Origin of the sequence: Streptomyces sp. NBC_01296, assembly GCF_035984415.1 — a bacterium.
Taxonomy (GTDB): domain Bacteria; phylum Actinomycetota; class Actinomycetes; order Streptomycetales; family Streptomycetaceae; genus Streptomyces.
This window is the reverse complement of record NZ_CP130720.1, coordinates 2,441,030-2,461,666: the sequence shown is the minus strand read 5'-3', so window position 1 is coordinate 2,461,666 and position 20,637 is coordinate 2,441,030. Positions and strand designations below refer to the sequence as shown.

Annotated in this window: 11 protein-coding genes and 1 pseudogene; 8 read left to right on the top strand and 4 right to left on the bottom strand. The window is 69.1% G+C overall.

Annotation, left to right across the window (positions count from 1 at the left end; genetic code table 11):
- Positions 1-14: 14 nt before the first annotated feature.
- The gene (locus OG299_RS11185) at positions 15-6,281 is read right to left on the bottom strand and encodes a protein kinase domain-containing protein (RefSeq protein ID WP_442817584.1); all 6,267 of its coding nucleotides are present in this window, start codon (positions 6,279-6,281) and stop codon (positions 15-17) included.
- A 285-nt stretch (positions 6,282-6,566) separates the two neighbouring features.
- Between OG299_RS11185 and OG299_RS11180 the strand changes: the two genes are divergently transcribed.
- The 7 genes from OG299_RS11180 to OG299_RS11150 all read left to right on the top strand — a co-directional run bounded on the left by OG299_RS11180 (position 6,567) and on the right by OG299_RS11150 (position 18,275).
- Positions 6,567-9,620 (top strand): sigma-70 family RNA polymerase sigma factor, encoded by a 3,054-nt coding sequence (locus OG299_RS11180; RefSeq protein WP_327361407.1) that lies wholly within the window; start codon positions 6,567-6,569, stop codon positions 9,618-9,620.
- 49 nt (positions 9,621-9,669) lie between these two features.
- On the top strand, positions 9,670-12,789 hold the full coding sequence (locus tag OG299_RS11175; RefSeq protein WP_327361406.1) for a helicase-related protein: 3,120 nt from the start codon (positions 9,670-9,672) through the stop codon (positions 12,787-12,789).
- Positions 12,756-14,621 (top strand): DrmB family protein, encoded by a 1,866-nt coding sequence (drmB, locus tag OG299_RS11170; protein WP_266634032.1) that lies wholly within the window; start codon positions 12,756-12,758, stop codon positions 14,619-14,621. Before OG299_RS11175 ends, drmB begins: the two co-directional genes overlap by 34 nt.
- An 8-nt stretch (positions 14,622-14,629) precedes the next feature.
- Positions 14,630-15,718, top strand: a complete 1,089-nt coding sequence (locus tag OG299_RS11165; protein WP_327361405.1) for a DEAD/DEAH box helicase — start codon at positions 14,630-14,632, stop codon at positions 15,716-15,718.
- 665 nt (positions 15,719-16,383) lie between these two features.
- Entirely contained in the window at positions 16,384-16,890 is a 507-nt protein-coding gene (locus OG299_RS11160) for a hypothetical protein (RefSeq protein ID WP_327361404.1), read from the top strand.
- A gap of 3 nt (positions 16,891-16,893) precedes the next feature.
- On the top strand, positions 16,894-17,274 hold the full coding sequence (locus OG299_RS11155) for a C1 family peptidase (protein WP_327364501.1): 381 nt from the start codon (positions 16,894-16,896) through the stop codon (positions 17,272-17,274).
- A gap of 164 nt (positions 17,275-17,438) precedes the next feature.
- On the top strand, positions 17,439-18,275 hold the full coding sequence (locus OG299_RS11150) for a hypothetical protein (RefSeq protein ID WP_327361403.1): 837 nt from the start codon (positions 17,439-17,441) through the stop codon (positions 18,273-18,275).
- 100 nt (positions 18,276-18,375) lie between these two features.
- On the opposite strand, the pseudogene OG299_RS11145 reads toward OG299_RS11150, so the two are convergent.
- Positions 18,376-18,561, bottom strand: a pseudogene (locus OG299_RS11145) (thymidine kinase); the annotation flags it as partial.
- 35 nt (positions 18,562-18,596) lie between these two features.
- Here OG299_RS11145 and OG299_RS11140 point away from each other — a divergent pair.
- The gene (locus OG299_RS11140; RefSeq protein ID WP_327361402.1) at positions 18,597-19,121 is read left to right on the top strand and encodes a thiolase family protein; all 525 of its coding nucleotides are present in this window, start codon (positions 18,597-18,599) and stop codon (positions 19,119-19,121) included.
- A 101-nt stretch (positions 19,122-19,222) separates the two neighbouring features.
- Here the strand turns inward: OG299_RS11140 and OG299_RS11135 are convergent, their stop codons facing one another.
- The gene (locus OG299_RS11135) at positions 19,223-19,531 is read right to left on the bottom strand and encodes an aldo/keto reductase (RefSeq protein WP_327361401.1); all 309 of its coding nucleotides are present in this window, start codon (positions 19,529-19,531) and stop codon (positions 19,223-19,225) included.
- Positions 19,531-20,286, bottom strand: coding sequence for an anti-sigma factor RsbA family regulatory protein (locus OG299_RS11130; protein WP_327361400.1), 756 nt, complete (start codon positions 20,284-20,286; stop codon positions 19,531-19,533). Before OG299_RS11130 ends, OG299_RS11135 begins: the two co-directional genes overlap by 1 nt.
- Between the last annotated feature and the right edge of the window lie 351 nt (positions 20,287-20,637).

Sequence of the window (20,637 nt, the reverse complement as noted above, 5' to 3'; positions counted from 1 at the left end):
GTCAGTGGGCGGAGTCAGTGGGCGGAGGGGGTGCCGAAGTAGCGGGCGTGCGGTGCGACGAGCTGGTCCCAGTCGGCGCCGTGCGGGAAGCGGAGCACGTCCCAGCGGGCGTCGAGGAGCCGTTCCTCGGCGTCCTCGTCGCGCAGCGCCGTCGGCTCGGTGTCCGCCAGGTCGACGAAGACGGCCAGGTTCACGCCGGGCAGCCGGTACACGTAGTCCGCGAGGGCGTTCGCCTCGGTGATCAGGGTTTCGCTCTCGTCGGGGAGGCGTAGGCCGCGCGCCCTCAGCCAGGTGAGGAGGTTGTCCTGGGCGACGGCGACGGCCTCCTCGACCACGGCCTCCACCCGGGTGGTCGCGGGGGCGTCGGGCGCCTGGTCGAGGAGTCGGCGGAACTGCTCCGACCGGGACTCGCCGCGCGCCTCACGCGTGGCCGAAGCCGAGGCGAAGCGGACCAGCAGCTCCCGCGCGGAGTGCCGGTTGATGAGGGCGTGGTTGAGCTGGTTGCCATAGGTCAGCAGGCACTCGTAGCAGCCCAGGGCGCAGGGGCGGTCCGGGTGCGGGCCTCCCTGGTCCGTGCCGTCCTCGTCGAAGTGGCAGATGGCGAGGGCCTGGTGGGCCGCCTTCGCCAGCGCGCCCTTCTCCGCCTGGAGGCGGCGCAGGACGCCCGCCCCGCCCTCGGCGGCCTCCGTGAAGAGGATGCGGCGCCGCGGGCCGTCGTCCGGGGGGAGCAGTTCACTGGTCAGCTCGGCGTCCTCCAGCTCGAACGCGGCCTCGATGCCGCGCTCCAGGGCGTACATGAGGGACAGCGCGATCGGCTCGGGAAGTGCCTCGTCGAGGGTGAGGACCAGGATGTTGCGGCGGTCCTCCACGAACGGGATGACCCGCTTCTTGCGCCGCCGCTCGTTGCCGTCCTCGTCGATCACCGGCAGCTCGGCGGAGTCACCGGACGCCTGGGAGGCGTCGCGGTCGTTCATCCAGCGGCCGTCGGCCAGGTCCAGCCAGTAGCCGTTCGGTTCGTCGCTCTTGGCGCGTACCCGGCCGGTGTTGGTGATGCGCACCGTCGCCGAGTCCCCGTACGCCAGGTCGGCGACCGGAGCGCCCGCGGCGTCGGTGACGGACGCGTTCAGCCGGCCGCTGCGCGTGCCGTGGTCGTGGAAGCGGTAGGAGGTCTCCAGCCGGAAACCGGCGCGGCGCCGCTCCTCCTCGTCGGAGGAGATCCGTTCACGGCGGGTGGTGTACACGGTGTGCAGGTGGAGTAGGCCGTACGTGGCCGAGCCGAGCGGCTCGTCGCACATGCGGCAGCGGTCGTCGCGCTCCTTCGGGTCGTGGTGGTAGCCGCACTGGGTGCAGCGGCGGGCCTCGCTGGTGGCCAGGTCGCCGGAGGAGTCCGGCGGGAGCTGGATCCGCGTGACCTGGTAGCGGGCGCCCTCGTGGTAGATCAGCGCACCGGGCCCGAACTCGCGGATGGCGAGGAAGCGGGGCCGCTGGAGGAAGTCGCCGTTGCCGCGGCGGCTGCCGATGGTCGGGATGTACGCGGCGAGGGGCAGGCGGGGGAAGCTGTAGCCGGGAAGGAAGCCCTCGGAGGCGAGATAGCGGTACGGGTTGAAGTCGGAGAGGACCGACTTGCTGTCTACGCTCTCGTTCATCAGCAGGTTCAGCTGGGTCTCGGCTTCACGGCGACGGGAGTTCGCCCGGATGCGGTCGCCCTCCGTCAGGCTGTAGTCGAGCCGGCGCCGGTTCTGGATGAACTGGTCGTCGAGTGCGGAGGTGAACAGCTTGCGCCAGCGGTCGAAGGCGCGGTCGAAGCGCTCGGGGACCGTGCGCACCTGGTCCTGGATCCACTCGTCGTACCACCAGGTGGTGTCCACGAAGTCGGGCAGCAGCGGGCCGAGGACGCGCAGCGACGCGTCGACGGTGCGGCGCTGGGCGTCCTTGTCGATGGATGCTGCCAGGATCTCCGGGTGCAGATTCAGGGCGGGGGCGGGCCGTTCCCCGGTGTCCGGGTACGACACGTCGAGTACGTCGGGGATGGCACGGCCCAGCTTCAGGCCCGCCTCAGCGATCCAGATCCCCTGGAGGTGGGAGCGGACCAGGTCCTCGTTGGCGAGGTCCAGGCGGGGCGGGGCCACCGCGCCCGCCACCATCCGCTCGGAGCGGCGGAAGTAGTACTGGTCGTGGCTGTTGCCGGTGGCGCAGTACGTGGTGACCAGCGCGGGCTGGCCGCTGCGTCCAGCCCGGCCCGAGCGCTGGGCGTAGTTGGCGGGCGTCGGGGGTACGTTGCGCATCATCACCGCGTTGAGCGAGGAGATGTCGACGCCCAGCTCCATCGTCGGCGAGCAGTACAGCAGCTTCAGCTCGGCCTTGCGGAACGCCTCCTCACGCTTCTCCCGCTCCTCCGGAGAGACCTGGGCCGTGTGCTCGCGGGCGAATAGGCCGGACAGGGCTCCGGCAGCGTCCTTGTAGAGGTCGCGGAAAAACGTGTTCACACGGGGGCCGTCGCCGCTCTGGTAGGTGCGGGTCAGCGGGTCGTGCGTACCGGTCTCACCCTTGCCGGCCCGCCAGACGAGGGACTGTGCCGCGACCCGGTAGCCGGTCGCGGTGGGGCCGGTCGGCCTGCGGAAGCGGCCCGCGCGCTGCGGGGCCTCGGAAATCTCCTTGACCAGCCCGGCCTTGGCCAGGACCTGCAGCAGCTGCTCGATGACCAGCTGGAGGTCGTCCGTGTCGAGCTTCTTGAACTCGCGGTCCGCACGGCCCAGGTACTTGCCGAACTTGCCGCGGGCGGAGAGGAAGAGCGCCGAGCGGTCCATGCCCTTGCCCGAGGGGTGCGGGTAGGCGGCGGCGACCTTGGGGCGGTCGGCGGCGGACAGCACCCACGGGTCCACGAGCCGTTCCTCGCTCGCCCGCTGGAGTGCGTCGAAGTCGTCCCGGAAGTACGACACGTCGATGGCGAGGGACCGGCGCATCTCGTTCAGCAGCGCCTTCGTGATCTCGGCGCGCAGGGCGGGATCGGCGTCGCGCAGCACCTCGTGGGTGCCGGCCCAGCGGTCCTGCTTGTCCGCGACCCAGGCCAGGTCCTCGTAGTCGATCTCCAGCAGGCCGGTCTGCTCCAGATTGGGCATGGTGATGCGCCAGCCGCGCTCCAGGTCCAGGTAGAGCCGGAACGCGATCACGTCGCGGAGGGTCTTGGCGGCGGCGCGCGCGATCCCCGGCGCGAGCTCGCTCTCGCCGGTGTAGTCGACCAGGCCGAGGCCGAGGGCCTCTCCGACGCGGGTGGCCAGCTCCTCGTGGGGGATGCCGTCCTCGCCCGCGTCGAGGGCTGCCCGGTAGAGCGCTCCACGGAGCTGGGTGATCTGTACGAAGTCGTTGAAGTGGCCGGCCTGGAGTGAGGCGTCCTGGCGGTTGTCGACGAAGGTGAGCAGCTTGCGCGCTTCCTTCTCCAGGGCCTCCTCCGGTACCGACTTGAGGGACTTCACGACCGAGGCGGAGATCAGCGAGGTCGCCGACGAGCGGCCTTCCTGGTCGAGCGTCGCGAGCTTCGCGAAGTCCTTGCCGCGGGTCTGCTCGTACGCCACGCCGCAATGCAGGCAGAACAGGAACGGGGAGGGGATGAAGGCGGCCTGCAGCTCGCCCTGCCCCTCGACGCCGCGGGGATCGACGGTGACGGCGCGGGGCAGACGGTCCCGGTAGGACTTCTTGACCACCTCCTGGCCCCGGTCGTCGAGCTCCAGCCAGGACTCGGGAAGCCGGCGGTCGTCGACCGCGTACTGGGTCGCCGACGGCCACGGCCGGTCGTGGTCGACGTACAGGTAGCCGTCTCCCTGTCGCCCGCCGGTCGCCGTGGTGTCGCGGCGGGCCTCGTACCGGACCTCGCCGTCCTTCTCGGTGCGCCACACGGTCAGGTACTCCTGGCCGCACTCCCGGCAGAACGCCAGCGGCATCAGCAGCTTGCCGCCGCTGCCCGGCTGTTCGAGCTGGTAGGAGCGCGTGCGGTGGCGGGTGAGCTTGTCCTCGAGGGTGACGTAGACCGTGTCTCCCTTCGACAGGAACTGGTGCAGCCGGAACGCGAACAGGGGGCGCTCGGTCACCGGGTGGCGTGCCTCGGAGCCGGACTCCAGGGTGGCGCGGATCGCGTCCGCGCACTGCTCGGCCTCCACGCCGGAGGCGTCGGCGAGCTCCTGAGCGGCCACTTCGATCTTCGCCGGCTGCCGACGTACCAGCCGGCCCGCGTCCACGGCCAGGCCGAACCGGGTCTCGATCCAGCGGGCCAGCGGGTCGCGTACCAGGTCCGCGTAGGCGCGGGGGGCGGCGGGAGCGCGCAGCCGCTCGGCCGGGACGGTCGCCGGCGCCTCGCCGGTGGCCCGGATCAGGGTCTCCACGATGACGTTCCGCGGGTGGACGGGCAGGCCGAAGAGGGTCGTCGCGGTGTCGGCGACCACCCTGCGCTGGTCGTCGACGGTGCCCTCGGTGGACATGGTGGCCGACGTGCCGACGCACTGGAGACGCTCCGCCTGGCACGCCTCGCGCACCCGGCGGATCAGCAGGGCGACGTCGGCGCCCTGCCGGCCGCGGTAGGTGTGCAGCTCGTCGAAGACGAGGAACTCCAGGCCGCGGGCCATGCTGATGAGGCTGGCGCGGTCGGCCGGCCGGGTCAGCATCAGCTCCAGCATCACGTAGTTGGTGAGGAGGATGTCCGGCGGGTTGCCGCGGATCTCCTTGCGGCGCTGTTCGTCCTCCTGGCCGGTGTAACGGGCGAAGGTGACCGGCTCCCGGCCCTCGCCGTAACCGTCCCGCAGGTACTTCTCCAGCTCCTTCAGCTGGCTGTTGGCGAGAGCGTTCATCGGGTACACGACGATCGCCCGCACGCGCTTTGCCGACCGAGGCCCCTCCGCCTCCCGTTCCCGCAGCACCCGGTCGACGATCGGGACGATGTACGACAGCGACTTGCCGGAGCCGGTACCGGTGGTCAGCACGTACGAGTCGCCGGACGCGGCGGCGTCGATCGCCTCCCGCTGGTGCTGGTGGAGGGTCAGCGGGCGGCCGTCGCACACCGTGCCGCCCTTCGTCTTGCCCGCCTGGAAGATCTGCGCGCACTCGCGGTGCAGGACACCTTGGCCGGCCAGCTCGACGACTGTGCCGCCGCCGCCGAAGAAGGGGTTGAGTGACAGCCACGGGTCCGGCCACTGCGACTTCGCGTTCAGGTCGTCCTCGACGAACGAGGCGATGCGGTCGTCCCGGATGACGGTGCCGCCCTCGGTGAAGGAGCGGTAGTCCTTGATCAGAGCGCGGTGCACACCGAAGACGTCCATCCCGACACCGCCGGCAACCGCGGAGGGCCGAGCCTCGGCAGCGTGCGAGGATCCCGGTTCCGCCGTCGACGTGCTGCCCCGCAGGGGACGCACCGGGTCGAGGGCGCTCCAGTGGGGGAGGGCGGAGCCTTGGTCGCCGGGGTCCGTCCCGTCTGCGTCGAAGGCTTCGGGGAGCAGAGGTAGCAGGGCCTCACGGACCGCGACGGCGTCGGCGGGCCGCTCAGCCGGGTCCTTGGCCAGTAGCCGCTCCACCAGACGCGCCAGACCGGCAGGTACGGCAGGCCGCACGATCCGTACGGAGGTCGGCTCTTCCTCCACGTGCTTGCGGCCCAGTTCGTAGGCCGAGCCGCTGGTGAACGGCGGTACTCCGGCCAGCATCTCGTAGAGGACGCAGCCAAGGGCGTAGAGGTCGGCCGCCTGCGTGACCTGCTTGGCCTCGAATTGTTCGGGCGCCATGTACCGGGCCGTGCCCACGCTGACGCCGGTGCTCGTGAGCCGTGTCTCGTCCGGGTCGTCGGCGATCCGGCCCATGCCGAAGTCGAGCACCTTCACAGTGCCGCCGGTGATCAGCATGGTGTTGGCCGGCTTCAGGTCGCGGTGGACGATGCCTGCCGTGTGCGCCGCGGCCAGACCGGAAGCCATCTGAACGCCGATCGCCACGGCCCACGCCACGGGGAGCTGACGCTCCTCCTCGATCAGGTCGCGCAGAGTCTCGCCGTCCAGGTACTCCATGACGAGGTACGGGCGCCCGCCATCGGTGTCGTCGACACCGCCGTCGATGAGACGGGTGAGGTTCGGGTGTTCCAGGCGGCGCATGATGCGGACCTCGCGGGCGAACCGCTGGACGGCCTTGGCATCCGCTCCGGTGTCGAGGGCGACCCCGGAGCGGCGGCGGAGCACGGTCTTCACGGCGACGGTGCGTGTCGGGTCGCCCTCCGGCCGATGCAGGTCTTCGGCCCTGTGGACCTCGCCCATGTTTCCGGCCCCGATGACTCCCGTCACCCGGAACCGGCCCCCGATCAGCCGCTCGGTCACTGCCGCCCCTCTCTCCGTCACGTCGCATCCCCTCCCCGCGCACCTGTCCCGATGGGTGGCAAGTGCCCTGTTCATGGTCGCAGAGGAGCATTGTCCTTACGTGCTAGTCCTTCACATCGTCGAATGTACACATCCATGAGCTGTCATTTCCATGGTTGAACCTGTTGACATTGTCAACAGGTCGACCGTAGGGTCATTTCTTGAACGGGTGAGGGAGGGGTGGCCGTGGGTGGAGAGGCTCGGGTCGAGCGGGGCGCGGCTGCACTTCGTAACGCGCTCCGCGAGCTGTACGCCGAACTCGGCAGGGCGGCGGTGGGAGGTGCGGTCTCCGAAGCAGATTTCCGCAGGTGCGTCGGGGGTCTCGGTTTGGCGCATGCGGAGCAGGAGCGCCTGCGAAGCGAGCTGGCCCGGCTGGGGCTGCAGGTCCGACGGGAAGCGGAGCATACCGACCAGGATGAGCGTGACGCGCGAAAGGTTGTACATCCCTCGATTACCGGGCGGGTGGCCGCGGCGCACACTCTGCTGGGCCGGTACGCAAACGAACAGGGCTGGGTGAGCTCCACCGCTGTAGAAGGGGTGGCCAAGCTCGCGGGTCTGACCCCGACGGAGACGAGTTCGCTCCAGGCGGCGGCACGGCCTGACCCGAGGAAGACGGCCTCCCAGGTGAGTGTGCACGCCGCGCCCTTACCGGCCGAATTGGAGGCGCAACCACGCGAAGTGGCAGCCGAGTTGGAGTGGGCTGACTTCGACCCCGACCAGGACCCGGAGCAACGCGCACCCGCGCAGCCTCTCGGAGACATCGGCCGGGCGGTCGAGGCCGCGCGGGCGGTGCTGAACGAGGACCGCTTCACGCGGCGACCCGCGAAGCGCAGACTCACCGCCGAGGAAGAGGTGGGGCTCGGCGTGCTCGTGCGGGGAGGCCCTGACCGGATCGAGACCCGGCCGACCGATGCCGAGATCGCCGCACTGCCTGCCACCGACCTCCGGGTCATGGCGCGCAACTGCCTTGTCATGCACAACCAGGGCCTCGCGCACGCCGTTGCCCTGCGCCATCTGGGACAAGGCCTCGATCATGACGACCTGTTCCAGCACGGGGCCCTCGGGCTGCTCAAGGCGGCGGTCAAGTTCGACCCGGCCAGGGGCTACAAGTTCTCCACGTATGCGACGTGGTGGATCCGGCAGTCGATCAGCCGGGCCATCGCGGATGAGGGGGCGGTCATCCGCATCCCGGTTCACTTCCACGAACAGGTCCGCAAGGTTGCCGCTGTAGAGCGGCGGCTGCAGTCGGAAGGGCGCCCCTCGAGCGCCGCCCACGTTGCGGTCGCGTGCGATCTGAGTGTTGGCCGGGTCGAGGAGATCCGGAAGGTCAGCCGGCGTACGGATTCCCTGGACCGGGTGATCGGGGACGGTGTGCACCTGGGGGACCTGGTCGCCTTGGACCGGCCGCTGCCGTCGGCGGAACACCTGGCGATCGAGGCGGTCGGGCACGCGCACCTGCTCTCCCTGCTCACACGGTTCGACGCGCGGGATGCGCGGATCCTCCTGCGCCGCACCGGCTTGGACGGCGGCGAGAAGTCGACTCTGGACGAGCTGGGGAAGGAGTTCGGCGTCACCCGGGAGCGCATCCGCCAGGTGGAGGGGAAGGCCTTCGGGGCGTTCCGGCAGATGCTGCAGGCCGAAGGGATCGGGCTGAGGCCCCCCGAGCCGCCGGACCCGAAGCCCCGTAAGCGCAAAGCGCCGCTGAAGCGGTCTCCCCGACTCCGGAAACCGGTCGGCGTGCCGACTCAGCGAGCACCGCTGAGTCCGCAGCCCACCCCAGAGCACGATGCGCCTGCCCTTGCCGAGGGGTGCGTACCGGAGGCGGTGGACCTGGCTGCGCAGCCGCCTCTGTTCGATGCCGCCGTGTTCCTGCCTACGAAGCCGGGCACGGAGCCGATCATTGAGCCGGAGCCGGAGTCGTCCACGGGGTCGGACCTCAAGGGGGCGGAGACGCCTTCACCTGGGAGGTTTCAGCCTGATTGGGAGCAGGCGCTGGCGATACCGGTCATGTTCGCCGGCGGCATGGCATGGCTTGCCGAGTATGCGCTGATCGCTCTTGGCGACGCCGAACTGGCCGCGCTGCTGGGGCAGTCCGCCACAGAGGACGTCGTGGGTGCGGTTCAGCGAAGGGGAACGCTCGACCGCCCGGTCGTCACGGCTCTCCAGGTGTTGCAGAAGGTTTTCAACTCCCTCAAGAACACTGGCCAACGTCCCGCGGATTTCCTCGATCGCTCCTTCGCGGCGCTGAACGGCGCCTCGCCGCGGACCTACCTGGCCGAGCGCCCCCTCGTACGCAGCGAGTCGCGGCTCGCGCTTCGGGACGCCCTGGAGGAGTTCACGTCCCAGCAGCCTGTCCGCGGAGGGCCCACGGCAGTGCCGAAACCGGCCGAGACCGCCGCCGACCCGGCTGCTTCGACGCCTGCCGTTCCGGCCGTCGTTGAGGAGCCCGCCATGCAGAGGGAGTCCATGGAAGAGACGGAGACCGTGGCGGATCCTGCCGAAGTGAACGAGGCTGTCGAGCCGGCGGGGTCGCCCGAGGCGGTGGCCGGCCTCGGGCCGGTCGTACCGGTCGCGCCGCCCGCCAAGGACGGCACGGCAGAGCGGCGCCGTCCGGAAGCGGCGGCGGCCGAGCGCCGTCTGCGGGAGGAACATGCGGACGCACTCGAAGGGGAGCGGCAGCGCACCCGGCGTGCTGTCGCAGACGCCGAGCGACAGCTTGACGAGCTCGAGTCCGTACTGCTCAAGCGCGTCGATCTGGCCTTGCAGCGCCAAGCGGCTTCGTTGCACCACGCGGCCGATGAACGAGTGGCCCGGTTGCGGATGCAGGCCGAGGTGGAGCTCCAGGCAGCGCGACAGGCCGCCGAGCCCGCGGCCGGTGTGCTACGCGATCTTGAGGCAGCGCAGCGGCGGGCGGACGAAGCCGAGGAACTGCTCCGGAGGGCGGTTCAGGAGCACGAGGCCCGTGTCTCCGCGCTCGCTGCGCGCCTGCAGTTGGCCGAGTCGGCCCTCGCGCAGCGGGAGCGGGCGCTTGAGGACGCCGATGGGCACGCAACCGCCCGTGTCGAAGCCGTCGAACGCTGGGCCGCCCAGCGTGTTGCCGAGGCAGAGTCCGAAGCGAACGGACGGGTGGCCCAGGCGGAGCACGATGCCTGGGTGCGCATCGCGGAACTCCAGAACCAGCTGTCGGCCATGACCGATTCCGAACACAGGCCGCTGCGCGACGGGTGGCGCCGCGGCTGAAATCCACTCTTCCCGGCCCGGCACGCCCCGTACTTCCCCGAGGAACACCATGGATCCCCGACAAGAACTCGTCGACTATCTGAGCCGCCAGCTGGTCGGACCGGCCTACGGTGAGGACGAGGTCCTCGACGCGCCACCTGACCGCCAGTACCTGATGGGCACGCTCTACCCCCAAGATGCGGATCTCCAGAGGCAGCTGACGCTGGCAGCCGAAGACGAAGACGGCATCGGAACCGAAGGCGCGGCCCTCGACACCAACCCGGCGGACGATCCGGTACCGGAGTCCAACTCGTGGCTGCCTTCGTCGCTCGGGCTCAGCTTCTACACGGACAGTGACACCATCGAGATCGACTGCGGTGGCGCCTACTACCGCACCCTGCGCGCTCTGGGAGACCAGGGGCGCCGCTGGCAGAGGGTCGCGCTCCCGGAGGAGAACCACCGCGTCGGACTGGACCGAGACGCCGTCAGCGTCCTCGACGGGAGGGCCGAAATCAGGATTCGCCGCCGCCCCCTCGGCGAGGGCCTGCTGGTGACCGTGGCGCTGGTGAACACGGCTCGCACCGAACCGGCGCTGGGCCGGTCGGCCCAGTGGGACCGGATGCTGTTCCAGGTGGCTCTCGGCGTGCGTCCCTGCGACGGGCGGGTACTGCAGTACCCCAGCGTCCGGCTCGCCAGCCGGGATCCGGAAGAGCAGGAGCTGCGGCTCCAGTACCGCCACGTACGCACCCACGCCGTAGGCCACGGCTGCGCCGTCGAGGAGAGTGGCGACGGCGAGGCCGTGACCGGACTGCGCGCGGTGGTCCTGCCGGAGGCCGAAGTACCCGCCACCCGTGCCGCGGGTCTCACGGGCGCGCCCGTACTCAACGTGCTCCACCTTGCAGATCCGGACGTGCCCGTCGCGCAGCTGCGGCAGGAACTGGCGGACTTCACCTCCGACTACCGCAACTGGTACGAGGAGCAGAAGGGCATCGAAATACCCGCCTGGGGCAGGGATGCCGCCGACCGGGTCCTGGAACGCATCGGCACGGCCGTCACCCGGATGGAGTCCGGCGTACGCACCCTCTGCGATCCCGGCTGCCCGGAACTCCTGGAGGCGTTCCGCGCGGCCAACCTCGCCATGGCCCTGCAGATGCGCCACTCCGCACGGGACCAGGCGGGGGAGCGGCGGGCCCGGCGAGACTCCGTTCCTGTCGACCCGGCGCCGGACCCCCGGTCCGCCTGGCGCCCCTTCCAGCTGGCGTTCTTCCTGTTGACCCTGGACGGCGTCGCCGATCGCCGCCACCCCGACCGCGGAATGACGGACCTGATCTGGTTTCCCACCGGTGGTGGCAAGACCGAGGCGTACCTGCTCCTCGCCGCCTTCGTGATGGTGCTGCGCCGGCGTGAACCGAAGGGCGGCGGCACTGCGGTCCTCAGCCGTTACACACTCAGTTTGCTGACCACTCAGCAGTTCCAGCGAGCCGCGACGACGGTGTGTGCTCTGGAGACGATGCGCCGCGCAGATCCAGGTCGTTATGGCGAGGAGCCGTTCTCGATCGGGCTGTGGGTCGGCGAGGCCACCTCGCCGAACACGTACGAGGCGGCTGACAGGGCAGCCCAGGACGTACGGTCCGCGGCTCGGCCCGAGGACGTCTTCATCCTCGACCGCTGCCCCTGGTGCGGCACCCGCATCGTGCCGGCCCACCGTTCGCCTGATCACGCCGACTACGGCATTCGGGCCGACGTCGTCTCCTTCGCGTTCTACTGTCCGCGCGACGAGTGCGCCTTCCACGACGAGCTGCCGGTAGCCGTCGTAGACGAGCAGCTGTATGACCGGCCGCCCACCTTCGTCCTCGGTACGGTCGACAAGTTTGCGCGGCTCGCCTGGGAGCCTCGGGCGGGGAGCCTGTTCGGGGCAGGGGGCGTCAGTCTGCCGCCCGCCCTGGTCATCCAGGACGAACTGCACCTGCTGACCGGGCCGCTCGGCACAACGGTGGGGCTGTACGAGGCGGCCATTCTCGGCCTGTGCGCGACGGCCGACGGGACGGGCCCCAAGGTGGTCGCCTCCACCGCGACGATCCGCCGCTCCGGTGAACAGGTACGCGCTCTCTACGGCACCGACGTACAGCTCTTCCCGCCCGCCGGGCTTGACGCCCGGCACTCGTACTTCGCCGAACCCGACACCTCACGCCCCGGGCGGCGCTACCTGGGCGTCATGGCCCAGGGGCACACGGCCGGCCGTGCAGCGGTCGCCACCGCTGCGGCCATGCTCCAAGGGGCCTGGGAACTGCCGGAGGAGCACCGGGACTCCTACTGGACCCTCGTCGCCTATCATCACAGCCTCCGCGAACTCGGTCGTACCGTCACGGCCGCGGCCGATGACATCCCTGCCCAGCTCGCCGGCCTGGACGCCGGATCCGGTGTCCGGCAACTCGCCGACCACCAGGTTCAGGAGCTGACCAGCAACCTGGCACGGGCCGAACAGCCCGTGCTGCTGGACCGGCTGGAGAAGCCCTGGACGCATCCCGAAGCCGTGTCCTTCCTGCCCTGCACCAACATGCTGTCGGTGGGAGTGGACGTAAAACGGCTCGCGCTGATGCTGATGCAGGGGCAGCCCAAGACCACGGCCGAGTACATCCAGGCCACCAGTCGGGTCGGTCGGCATGCAGTGCCCGGACTGGTCATCGCCTTCTTCAACGCCACACGTCCTAGGGACCGTTCACACTACGAGACCTTCGACCCCTATCACCGGGCCCTCTACCGCCATGTCGAACCGACCAGCGTCACACCGTGGTCGGTGCCGGCGCGCCGCCGGGCGCTGCACGCCGCTCTCGTGATCCTCGTACGGCACCGGCTTGGCCTGAGCGCCGAGAACCAGGCAGGCGAACTGCCGGACCGCATCGGTGAGGCGCAGGCGCTGGCCGAGCTGCTCGCACGGAAGGCAGGGGCCAGTGACCGGCGCGCTGCACATGCGGTCCGCACCGAACTGTCCGAGCTGCTTGCTGCTTGGGAGGAGGCCGCGCACAACGCCAGGCAAGAGGGCAAGGCGCTCTACTACCGCAATCAGGGCAAGGGGCAGCACAACCTGTTGAAGAACTTCGAACAGCACGGCGGGCTGTGGGAGACCCTCCACTCCATGCGCAGCGTGGATCGCGAATGCCAGGTGACGGTAAAGGGAGCCGACCAGTGAACCGCAAGCTTCGAGTCCGTCAGGCACAGACGGTGCTCCCGTTCGGTGTCGGCGCGGTTTTCGACATCCAGGGCGAGTCGTTCGTCGCGACCGGGATCGGTGACTGGCCGCGAGTGCGTCAGCCGGTGGAATCACCGCGATTGGCCTCCCGGCTCGGTGTGACCGGTTTCTTCGCGGCGCCTGCAACTCTCAACGACCGCTTCGACCGCTCTGATGCGCCCGGCGCGCCGTACATCCGATTTCCGGCCTGGCTGTTCTGCGGCTCGTGCCGCCGCATGGTGCGTTGGCGGATCAACGATGAGAAGCCCGGGACACCGCCGAGTTGTCCCTCCTGCATGCCGGTGCGCAAGCTCGCCCCGATGCGGTTCGTCCAGATCTGTGCCGGCGGCCACCTCAGCGACGTGGACTGGTGGTTCTGGGCCCATGCGAGGCTCGACGCCGCACAGCGGCAGTCCTGCGGCTCGCGCGAACAACTGCGCTTCCGCGTCTCTGACCGGGCAACCGGCCTGGAGGCGCTCTCCGTCTCCTGCGCTGCCCCTGGTTGCGGTGCGTCCCGGGACCTGTTGGACGTGCTGGGCACCCACGGCATGCGGTGCTCCGGACGGAATCCCTGGCAGAGGGTGCGTGAAGCCGCAGACTGTGCCAAGCCGGTCCAGGTAGTGCAGCGCACCGCAGGCAACCTCTACTACCCGGTGGTCCACTCGGCCCTCTCCCTTCCCGAGGCCGAGGTGCCGGTTCTGGAGGGAGACGATCTCGCCGAGCGCGTCCGCGAGAGCGACTACTGGGTACCTCTGTGCAAGGCAGCCGGGACCCCGCGTGCGGACATCCTCCGAGACATGATCAAGGAGGATACGAACGTGGATGACGCCGTGCTCGATGCACTCATCGCCGAGGAAACCGGGACCGGCACCCCCGCCCAGGCCAATGCCGCCGGCACGGTCACTGCGAGCTTGGATCTGCGCCGCGAGGAATGGTCGGCGCTGACGGCCGCCGAACCGCCGACGACGCGTGACTTTCTGGTCCGCGGTTCCGGGCTGGGGTTGCAGCGGGAGACCACGGAGCCGTGGGCCGGACTGCACCAGCGCGTCGGCCGCATCGTCCTCGCCGACCGGCTGCGAGAAGTACGGGCCCTCTCGGGCTTCAGCCGGGTCTCTCCGGATGCTGCGATCGTCCCGTCCGACACCTCCCGCAGACTGCGCTGGCTGCCCGCGGTCGAAGTCTTCGGCGAAGGCGTTCTGCTCACTCTGGACGTGGCTGCGCTGACCGCTTGGGAGCAGCATGACGCCGTACGGGCCCGGGTGGCAGGTCTCAGGGGCGATCTCGAACGCTCCTTCCAGAAGGACCGGCTCCAGGCCCTGACGGGAGTGGAGCTCTCCCCGCGCTTCGTGCTCCTGCACACGCTCGGACACCTGTTGGTGCGCCAGCTGTCCTTCGAATCGGGCTACACCACGGCCAGCCTGCGCGAGCGCGTCTATGCCCGGCCCGAACACGACCAGTACGGGGTCCTCGTGTACACCGCAGCCGGGGACGCCGAGGGCACGCTCGGGGGCCTCGTACAGCAGGGGGAGCAGCCGCGGCTCGCCGAGACACTGCTGCGGATGGCCGAGGCCGCCGCCTGGTGCTCCGCGGACCCGCTGTGCTCGGAGCACACCGGGCAGGGCTTCGGGAACCTCAACCGTGCCGCCTGCCACGCCTGCGCACTGCTTCCGGAAACCAGCTGCGAGACCGGAAACACCTTGCTGGACCGAGCTTTGGTCGTGGGCGGGGGCGGCGTGCCCGGGTTCTTCGAGCCGATCGTGGCGGCCGCCCGGGCAGCGGCCACTCAGGAATGAGCGGAACCGTGACACTGACCTACCTCGACTTGACGCCTACCCAGCGAGCGCTGCTCGATGGACTGCCTTTCGACGGGAACCACGTGATCAGCGGGCCGCCGGGGAGCGGCAAGAGCGTGCTGGCGGCGCAGCGGGCCGTCATGCTCGCCCTTACCGGAAGGCCGGCCGTCCTGCTGACCCGATCCAACCTCCTGCGCCAGTCGCTGGCGCCGATGGTGTCCGCGTTGTCCTCCAGCGGTACGCACGTCACCGTTGCGACCGCACACTCCTGGCTCGCCCAGTGGTACGGCGCCGATGCCCCGCGTGCCGATGACGGATGGTACGACTGGCCAGCCTTCTACGAGCGGGCCGCGCTCGAGGATCCTGGCGATCCGCTGACACTGGTGGTCGACGAAGGGCAGGATCTGCCCCCTGCCTTCTACCGCCTGTGCCGGATCCTCGGTGCCCGCACCACCGTCTTCGCCGACGAGTGCCAGCGGCTGACCAACACGAATTCCACCCTGGCGGAGATCGCGCAAGGCCTGGGCAAGTGCTCGCCCCACGCGGTTGACGCCAACTACCGCAACACCCGGCAGACAGCCGAGCTCGGCGCCAGGTTCCACACGGGACCCCGACTGCCCGTGCTTCCGGAGCGGGACGGCCCGTTGCCTCGGCTGCACTCGCTCTCACATCAAGGAGCGGTGGCGGACCTGCTGATCGGTCTCGCCGGGATGCGACCCGGCCGCAGCATCGGAGTGGTAATGCACTCCACCCAGGCCCAGTTCGAAATCCTCACCCGACTGGAACGCAAAGCACCGCGGCTTCGGCCGCAGATGTACACGGCGCAAGCGACGGGGGGCCGCTACCGGACCCTCGACCTGTCGCGCCCTGGCGTTGTCATCGTCCACCGGGCAAGCGTCAAGGGGATCCAGTTCGACACGGTCGTGGTGCCTGACACGGAGGCTGACGCAGGAACAGATCCCACCTCGGCGGAACTGCGTATGGCGTACTACGTGATGTCAACTCGGGCGCGTCACGATCTGCACTTCGTCTATGCGGGGGAAAGGGAACCGGGGCAACTGAAGGGCATCCCTCGCGGAGTTTTGGCGCGTGGGTAGATGCTCACAGCGGACGCGGCAGGCGCACGGCCGGGATTCCCCTCCAATGAATCCGGACCTGCACCTGAGGGAGGCGGTTGAGGCAGGTGCCCAAGGGACGACGGCTGCGGTGAGAGAGCCCAGTGTTCTTAGCGGCAGCACAAGTCCGTGACGCTCGTTTGACGCTCGATGCACCCGTAGCCCTGCAGTTAGACCAGGGAAACCAGTTGACCTGCGATTTCTTTCCCTCGCCTCTGACTGACGCTCTCCCGATGACGCACCACATGGAGTGCGTCGCGATCCTTGAACCGGTCGCGAAAAGCTCCTGACCTGCAGGTTTGTCGGTGCGCATTATGTGCACTATGGGCGTTACGGACGATATCTTGACGCTGAAATGACGCTCGTGACGCTCATTTGCCGCTCGGCGGGCTTGATTCCTGACGATGCGTCAACAATGAAAAGCCGCCCCTCGGGCCGGGCTGCGCGCCTGCTCGGGAGGCGGCTTTCTGCGTGCGGTGGCGGGGCGGATGCCGACTTTGTCCGGGCGTTGGCCGAGCTCTTCCCGCGCACACGCTCTGTAGTGGAGCGCCGCTGCGCTGCCGTCCTCCGGTACTCGTCGGCGGAACACGTACGGGCGGGGGATTGGGCACAGGTGGGATCTGCTGGCGAGAGCGTGAGGTGGGTGCATGCACCGCTGGTCCCCGTTGAACGACCGCCAGCGAGAGCTCCTGCGGCGGCTGGATGCCGGCGAGGAGCCTGGCGTGGCGTCGGCTGAACGGCTGTCCGCGTACGCGTTGCGCGATCGAGGGCTGCTGGTCGTCGTACGCCGCGGCGGGGCGGTGCGGGCCGAGGTCACCGGGGCAGGGAAGTTCTATCTGGAGCACGGTCACCATCCGGAGGATCCGCGGTACGCGGCCGAGCGGCGGGAAACCGGCAGGAAGACGCCCACGCCGTACTCGGAGCGGCCTGTGGGCCGGGCGCGGCGCGCCAAGGCGGCGGAGCTGATCGAACGGCTCGTCGCTGAACGGCGGGTGGTCGTCCCAGAGCACGACGAGGCGGCGGAAGCGGAGTACAGGCGAGTCATCGATTATGTGAAGCGGCACAACCTCCTGCCGCTGGGGAAGCGCATAGAGAAGCTCCGTCTGTGGAACTGCGACCTCAGATCTCCCTCGAAGATGGGCCACATACAGTAAGTAATAAGGCGACTGTCCACGCCCGACGGAGCGGGCGCTCTAGACCTTGCCCGCCGGGCGATTGCCCGAGGGATCCCGGTGAGTGTGGAGATCCGGCTCTGCCCCTCGATCTCCATGTCCTTGGTCAATGGCGGTTTCATCCCCGTACAAATGACGACTGAGCAGTCCGTGGGGCCTCATGTCATCCTCCTGACAGGCTACGACGATCACGTCGACACCGCTCCGTACGACCGAGGCACCGGTCCGGGCGCGTTCCAGGTTCGCAACAGCTGGGGGACCCAGTGGGGCGACGAAGGCTACGGCCTCCTGCCCTATGCATTCCTCGAACAGCAACTGACTGGTGGACACTGGATTGTCGTGGAACAGGACTGGGTGAAGCCGTGACGGCTGCCGGCGTGACACGGTCATCTCTCTGCCGCGCGCCCTCCGCCCTCTGGTTTATGCGAACGAATATGGCCAGCAATATACTTACCCCCACTTCCGCCTGAAGAGGTGCCTGCCATGATTGCCAGGACACCGAGCACCCGTGCAAGGACAGGTGAGGAACGTTGAGGAAGTTCTTGGCAAACGCCGCCCGGTGGGCGGCGCCCACCGTGGTTCTCGCCCAGGTCTGTCTCGTATGGACCGGCGTGTTCAGCCTAGGTGAAGCTGTTGCGGTGGGACTGCTTCTCGAACTCCTGCTGGCCGGGATCGTCATCACTGAAATCGCCCTGGCCAGGCGGGCGTTCCGCACCTCTAAGAGCCAGGGAGCCGACGGGCAAGAGGCCCTCAACCAGGCCCTGTCCGCAGTGTTACCCGCGCCCGTCGCCAAAGCGATGGGGATGGAGTTCGGACTCTTCCGTGCACTGTGGCGCTGGATCCGTCGGAAGCCGGACGCGCCTGAAGGACACCAGATCCTGAGCTACGGCTCCGAAATCAAGCCAATTATGTGGGTGATGGTCTTCCTTGTGCCACTGGAGCTCCTCGCCGTCGAACTTCTGATCCCTTGGACGGTGGCGCGCATCGCCCTGCTAGTGCTCTCCGTGTACGGATCGGTATGGGTACTCGGATTCATCGCGGCGCTGTCCATCCGCCCTCACACGGTCGGCGACGGCAAAATCGTCCTGCGCTTCGCCCACTTCACTCAGATCACCATTCCGCTAGAACTCGTCGAATCGGTTCGCTCGTCCCGGCACAGCGGCTACCGGAGGGCGGTCAACATCAGCGATGGGGTGTTGGCGATGCCGATCGGAGACTCCACCACGCTCAGCATCAAGCTGCGCGAGTCCTACTCGGTGGCGCCCAAGCCCGGGAAGCCGACGCAGGAGGTGCGAGAGGTTCGCTTCGCCGCCGACAACACCCGCGAAGCCATCCGCGTGCTCACAGCGAACATCTCCGGGAGCTGATCCGACGCGGAGTCGCTGCCACGACTCAGGTGCACTGCCCAGCGTCAGCGGGCACCCTTCGGTGGCGATCTTGATGGCGCCGGTCACGACCAGTGGCTGGGATCATGCCCGCTTTGCCGCGTCTGGAGAGCTGGTCCACGAGGTAGGCGTACAGGTCCACGGCCTCGGTGGCCTCGACCGCCGCCGTGACCAGGCCCAGCCGGGACGACAGCTTCCCCTCGCCCGCCCGGTCGTCCCGCGTGAAGATCACACCGTGGAGTCCGAGGGTCGTACGGTTACGTCCGATCCGGCTTCGACCGACGGCGGCGCCAAGGCACCGGGATGCTCCACGGGCTCGATCACCTGCCCGCCACAACCTACAACCGATTCTGCGCTTCCGCGATGGAGGCCATTCGCAACGGGTACCACGCGATCCGCGCCGACGCGGCCCACGCCGTCGTCTTCGTCGGCGGTGTCGAATTGCACTCCAGGGCGCGGGGCCGCAACAGCGACTCCTGGCCGGACACCCACAACCCGCTGTTCGCCGACGCCGAAGCCCTGACGGCTTCCCGGACCGAGGCGGGGAGCACGCCGTGGGCCGAACCATGGGAGCCGGGCAGGCAGCCGGACCCCTACATGGACGCGGGGCACGCGGCGGAGAACCTCGCCGACCACCTCGGCATCAGCCGCGCGGAGATGGACGATGAGGTCGATGAGTTCGCGGTGCCAGTCGGTGAATTCCTCGCGGATGGCATGCGCAGCCTTGGCGTCGCGGCCGTAGGCGGCGAACTGCCTGTCGGTGTGATACCCGACCCGGGCGAGGGCGGACACGTGCTCGTCGAGGTTGGGCGCGGTCGGCGTTCTTGAACCACGGGGTGGTCGATGTCAGGACGGCAACCAGCCCGGTCCCGAGCGGCAAAGCAGCGTCAAGTTTCTGCACACAGCGCCCATAACGCACACCATCCACGTCACGAAGCCAGGATAGTAGGGCTCTGACCTGTGGTTTTCTTCCACCTGTTTTGGACGGACCTGTTCCCGATGACGAAGTGGTCCCGGTCCGCGGAGACGAACTTCCCCGTCAGCTCTTCCGACTCGCCGAACTGGTAATTGTCCGCGGTGTCGAGGAAGGTACCGCCCGCTTCGGCGAACTGGTCGAAGATCCGGCGCGCCTCCTCAAGCTCGGCGCCGGCACCCCAGCCGGTGCCGAAGTTCGCCGTGCCGAGCGCGCACTCGGACACGCGCAGTCCCGTCCGGCGTCCGAAGGTCGTGTAACGCATCAGGTGTCCTTACTCAAGGTGCGCAGCTCGCAGTGTCCGCCGCCATGCCGGATGCTGTTGGTGGCCACTTCCGTTGCGGCCAGATGCAGTTCACGCAGGCGTCGGCCGGTCAGGCCATGCAGTTGGGCGCACGCGGAGATCTTCTCGCGCAGCGCGGACAGGTCCCCGCTGCTGTAGGCGAATTCCTCGTACGGGTCGCACGAGTCGGTGAGGGGGGTGAAGCGGTACGGCGCCTTCGGGGCGTAGTCGTCGCACGGCGTCGTGCGACCGTCCTGGCGCAGCTCGGGATGGCACCGGGCCGTTTTTTCGGTCAGTGCGGCGTCGTCGTGTGCGATGTCGTACGGGCACAGCAGCCACCAGGCCGGGCCATGGGCGAAGGCTTTGTTGAGGAGCCATTCGTGGTAGCGCAGCTCCTGGGCGTCGGCCGGGCTGCGGACCTTGTCCCAAGGTGACTCGCCGACCCCGCGGACAGGCCGCCCCTGTGCCGCGTACTCCCGGAGCCATTCCTGCCAGGCTGCGATGAGCCGACCGGGATGGTGCGCGACCGCTTCGGTGTCGACGTAGCGGACGGCGTCCTCGTTGCGGATCTCGGCGCGCAGCAGGGACGCCTTGTCCTGGGGGACGGCCACGACGACAGCCTCACCGTCGTCGAGAGCGTCCTGGACGAAACCCAGGGCACCCTCGACTAACGCGTCCCTGCCGGAGTAGGGGTACAGCTCGTGTCGGTATCCGGTGCTCGGAGTGGAGGAGGTCACGGCGTCATCGCCGTCCAGCCCTCCTCTCCCGTGCGGTACACGTGAAACGCAGGCGCAGGTGCCGTGGGACGGCTGCCCAGCTTGGGGGTGTGCGCACCCGATCTGCTCCAGAATCGAGTTCACTTCGCAACAGTTCCTTCGCCCGCTCCGCACGCCAGCCGGACCTCACATGATGAAGCACCCGGAGCGAGCGAAACCCTCACGGTCGGCGTTGGCCGCCTCCCGGCGCACCGCGGCCGGCAGGGAGCCATCCAGCCGGGCCGGGTCGAGCACGAGCCGCGCGAACTCGCTCCCCGCTTCCGGAGCCGACCCGACGATCACCCGAGACGACCAGGACCACGGATTCCTCAG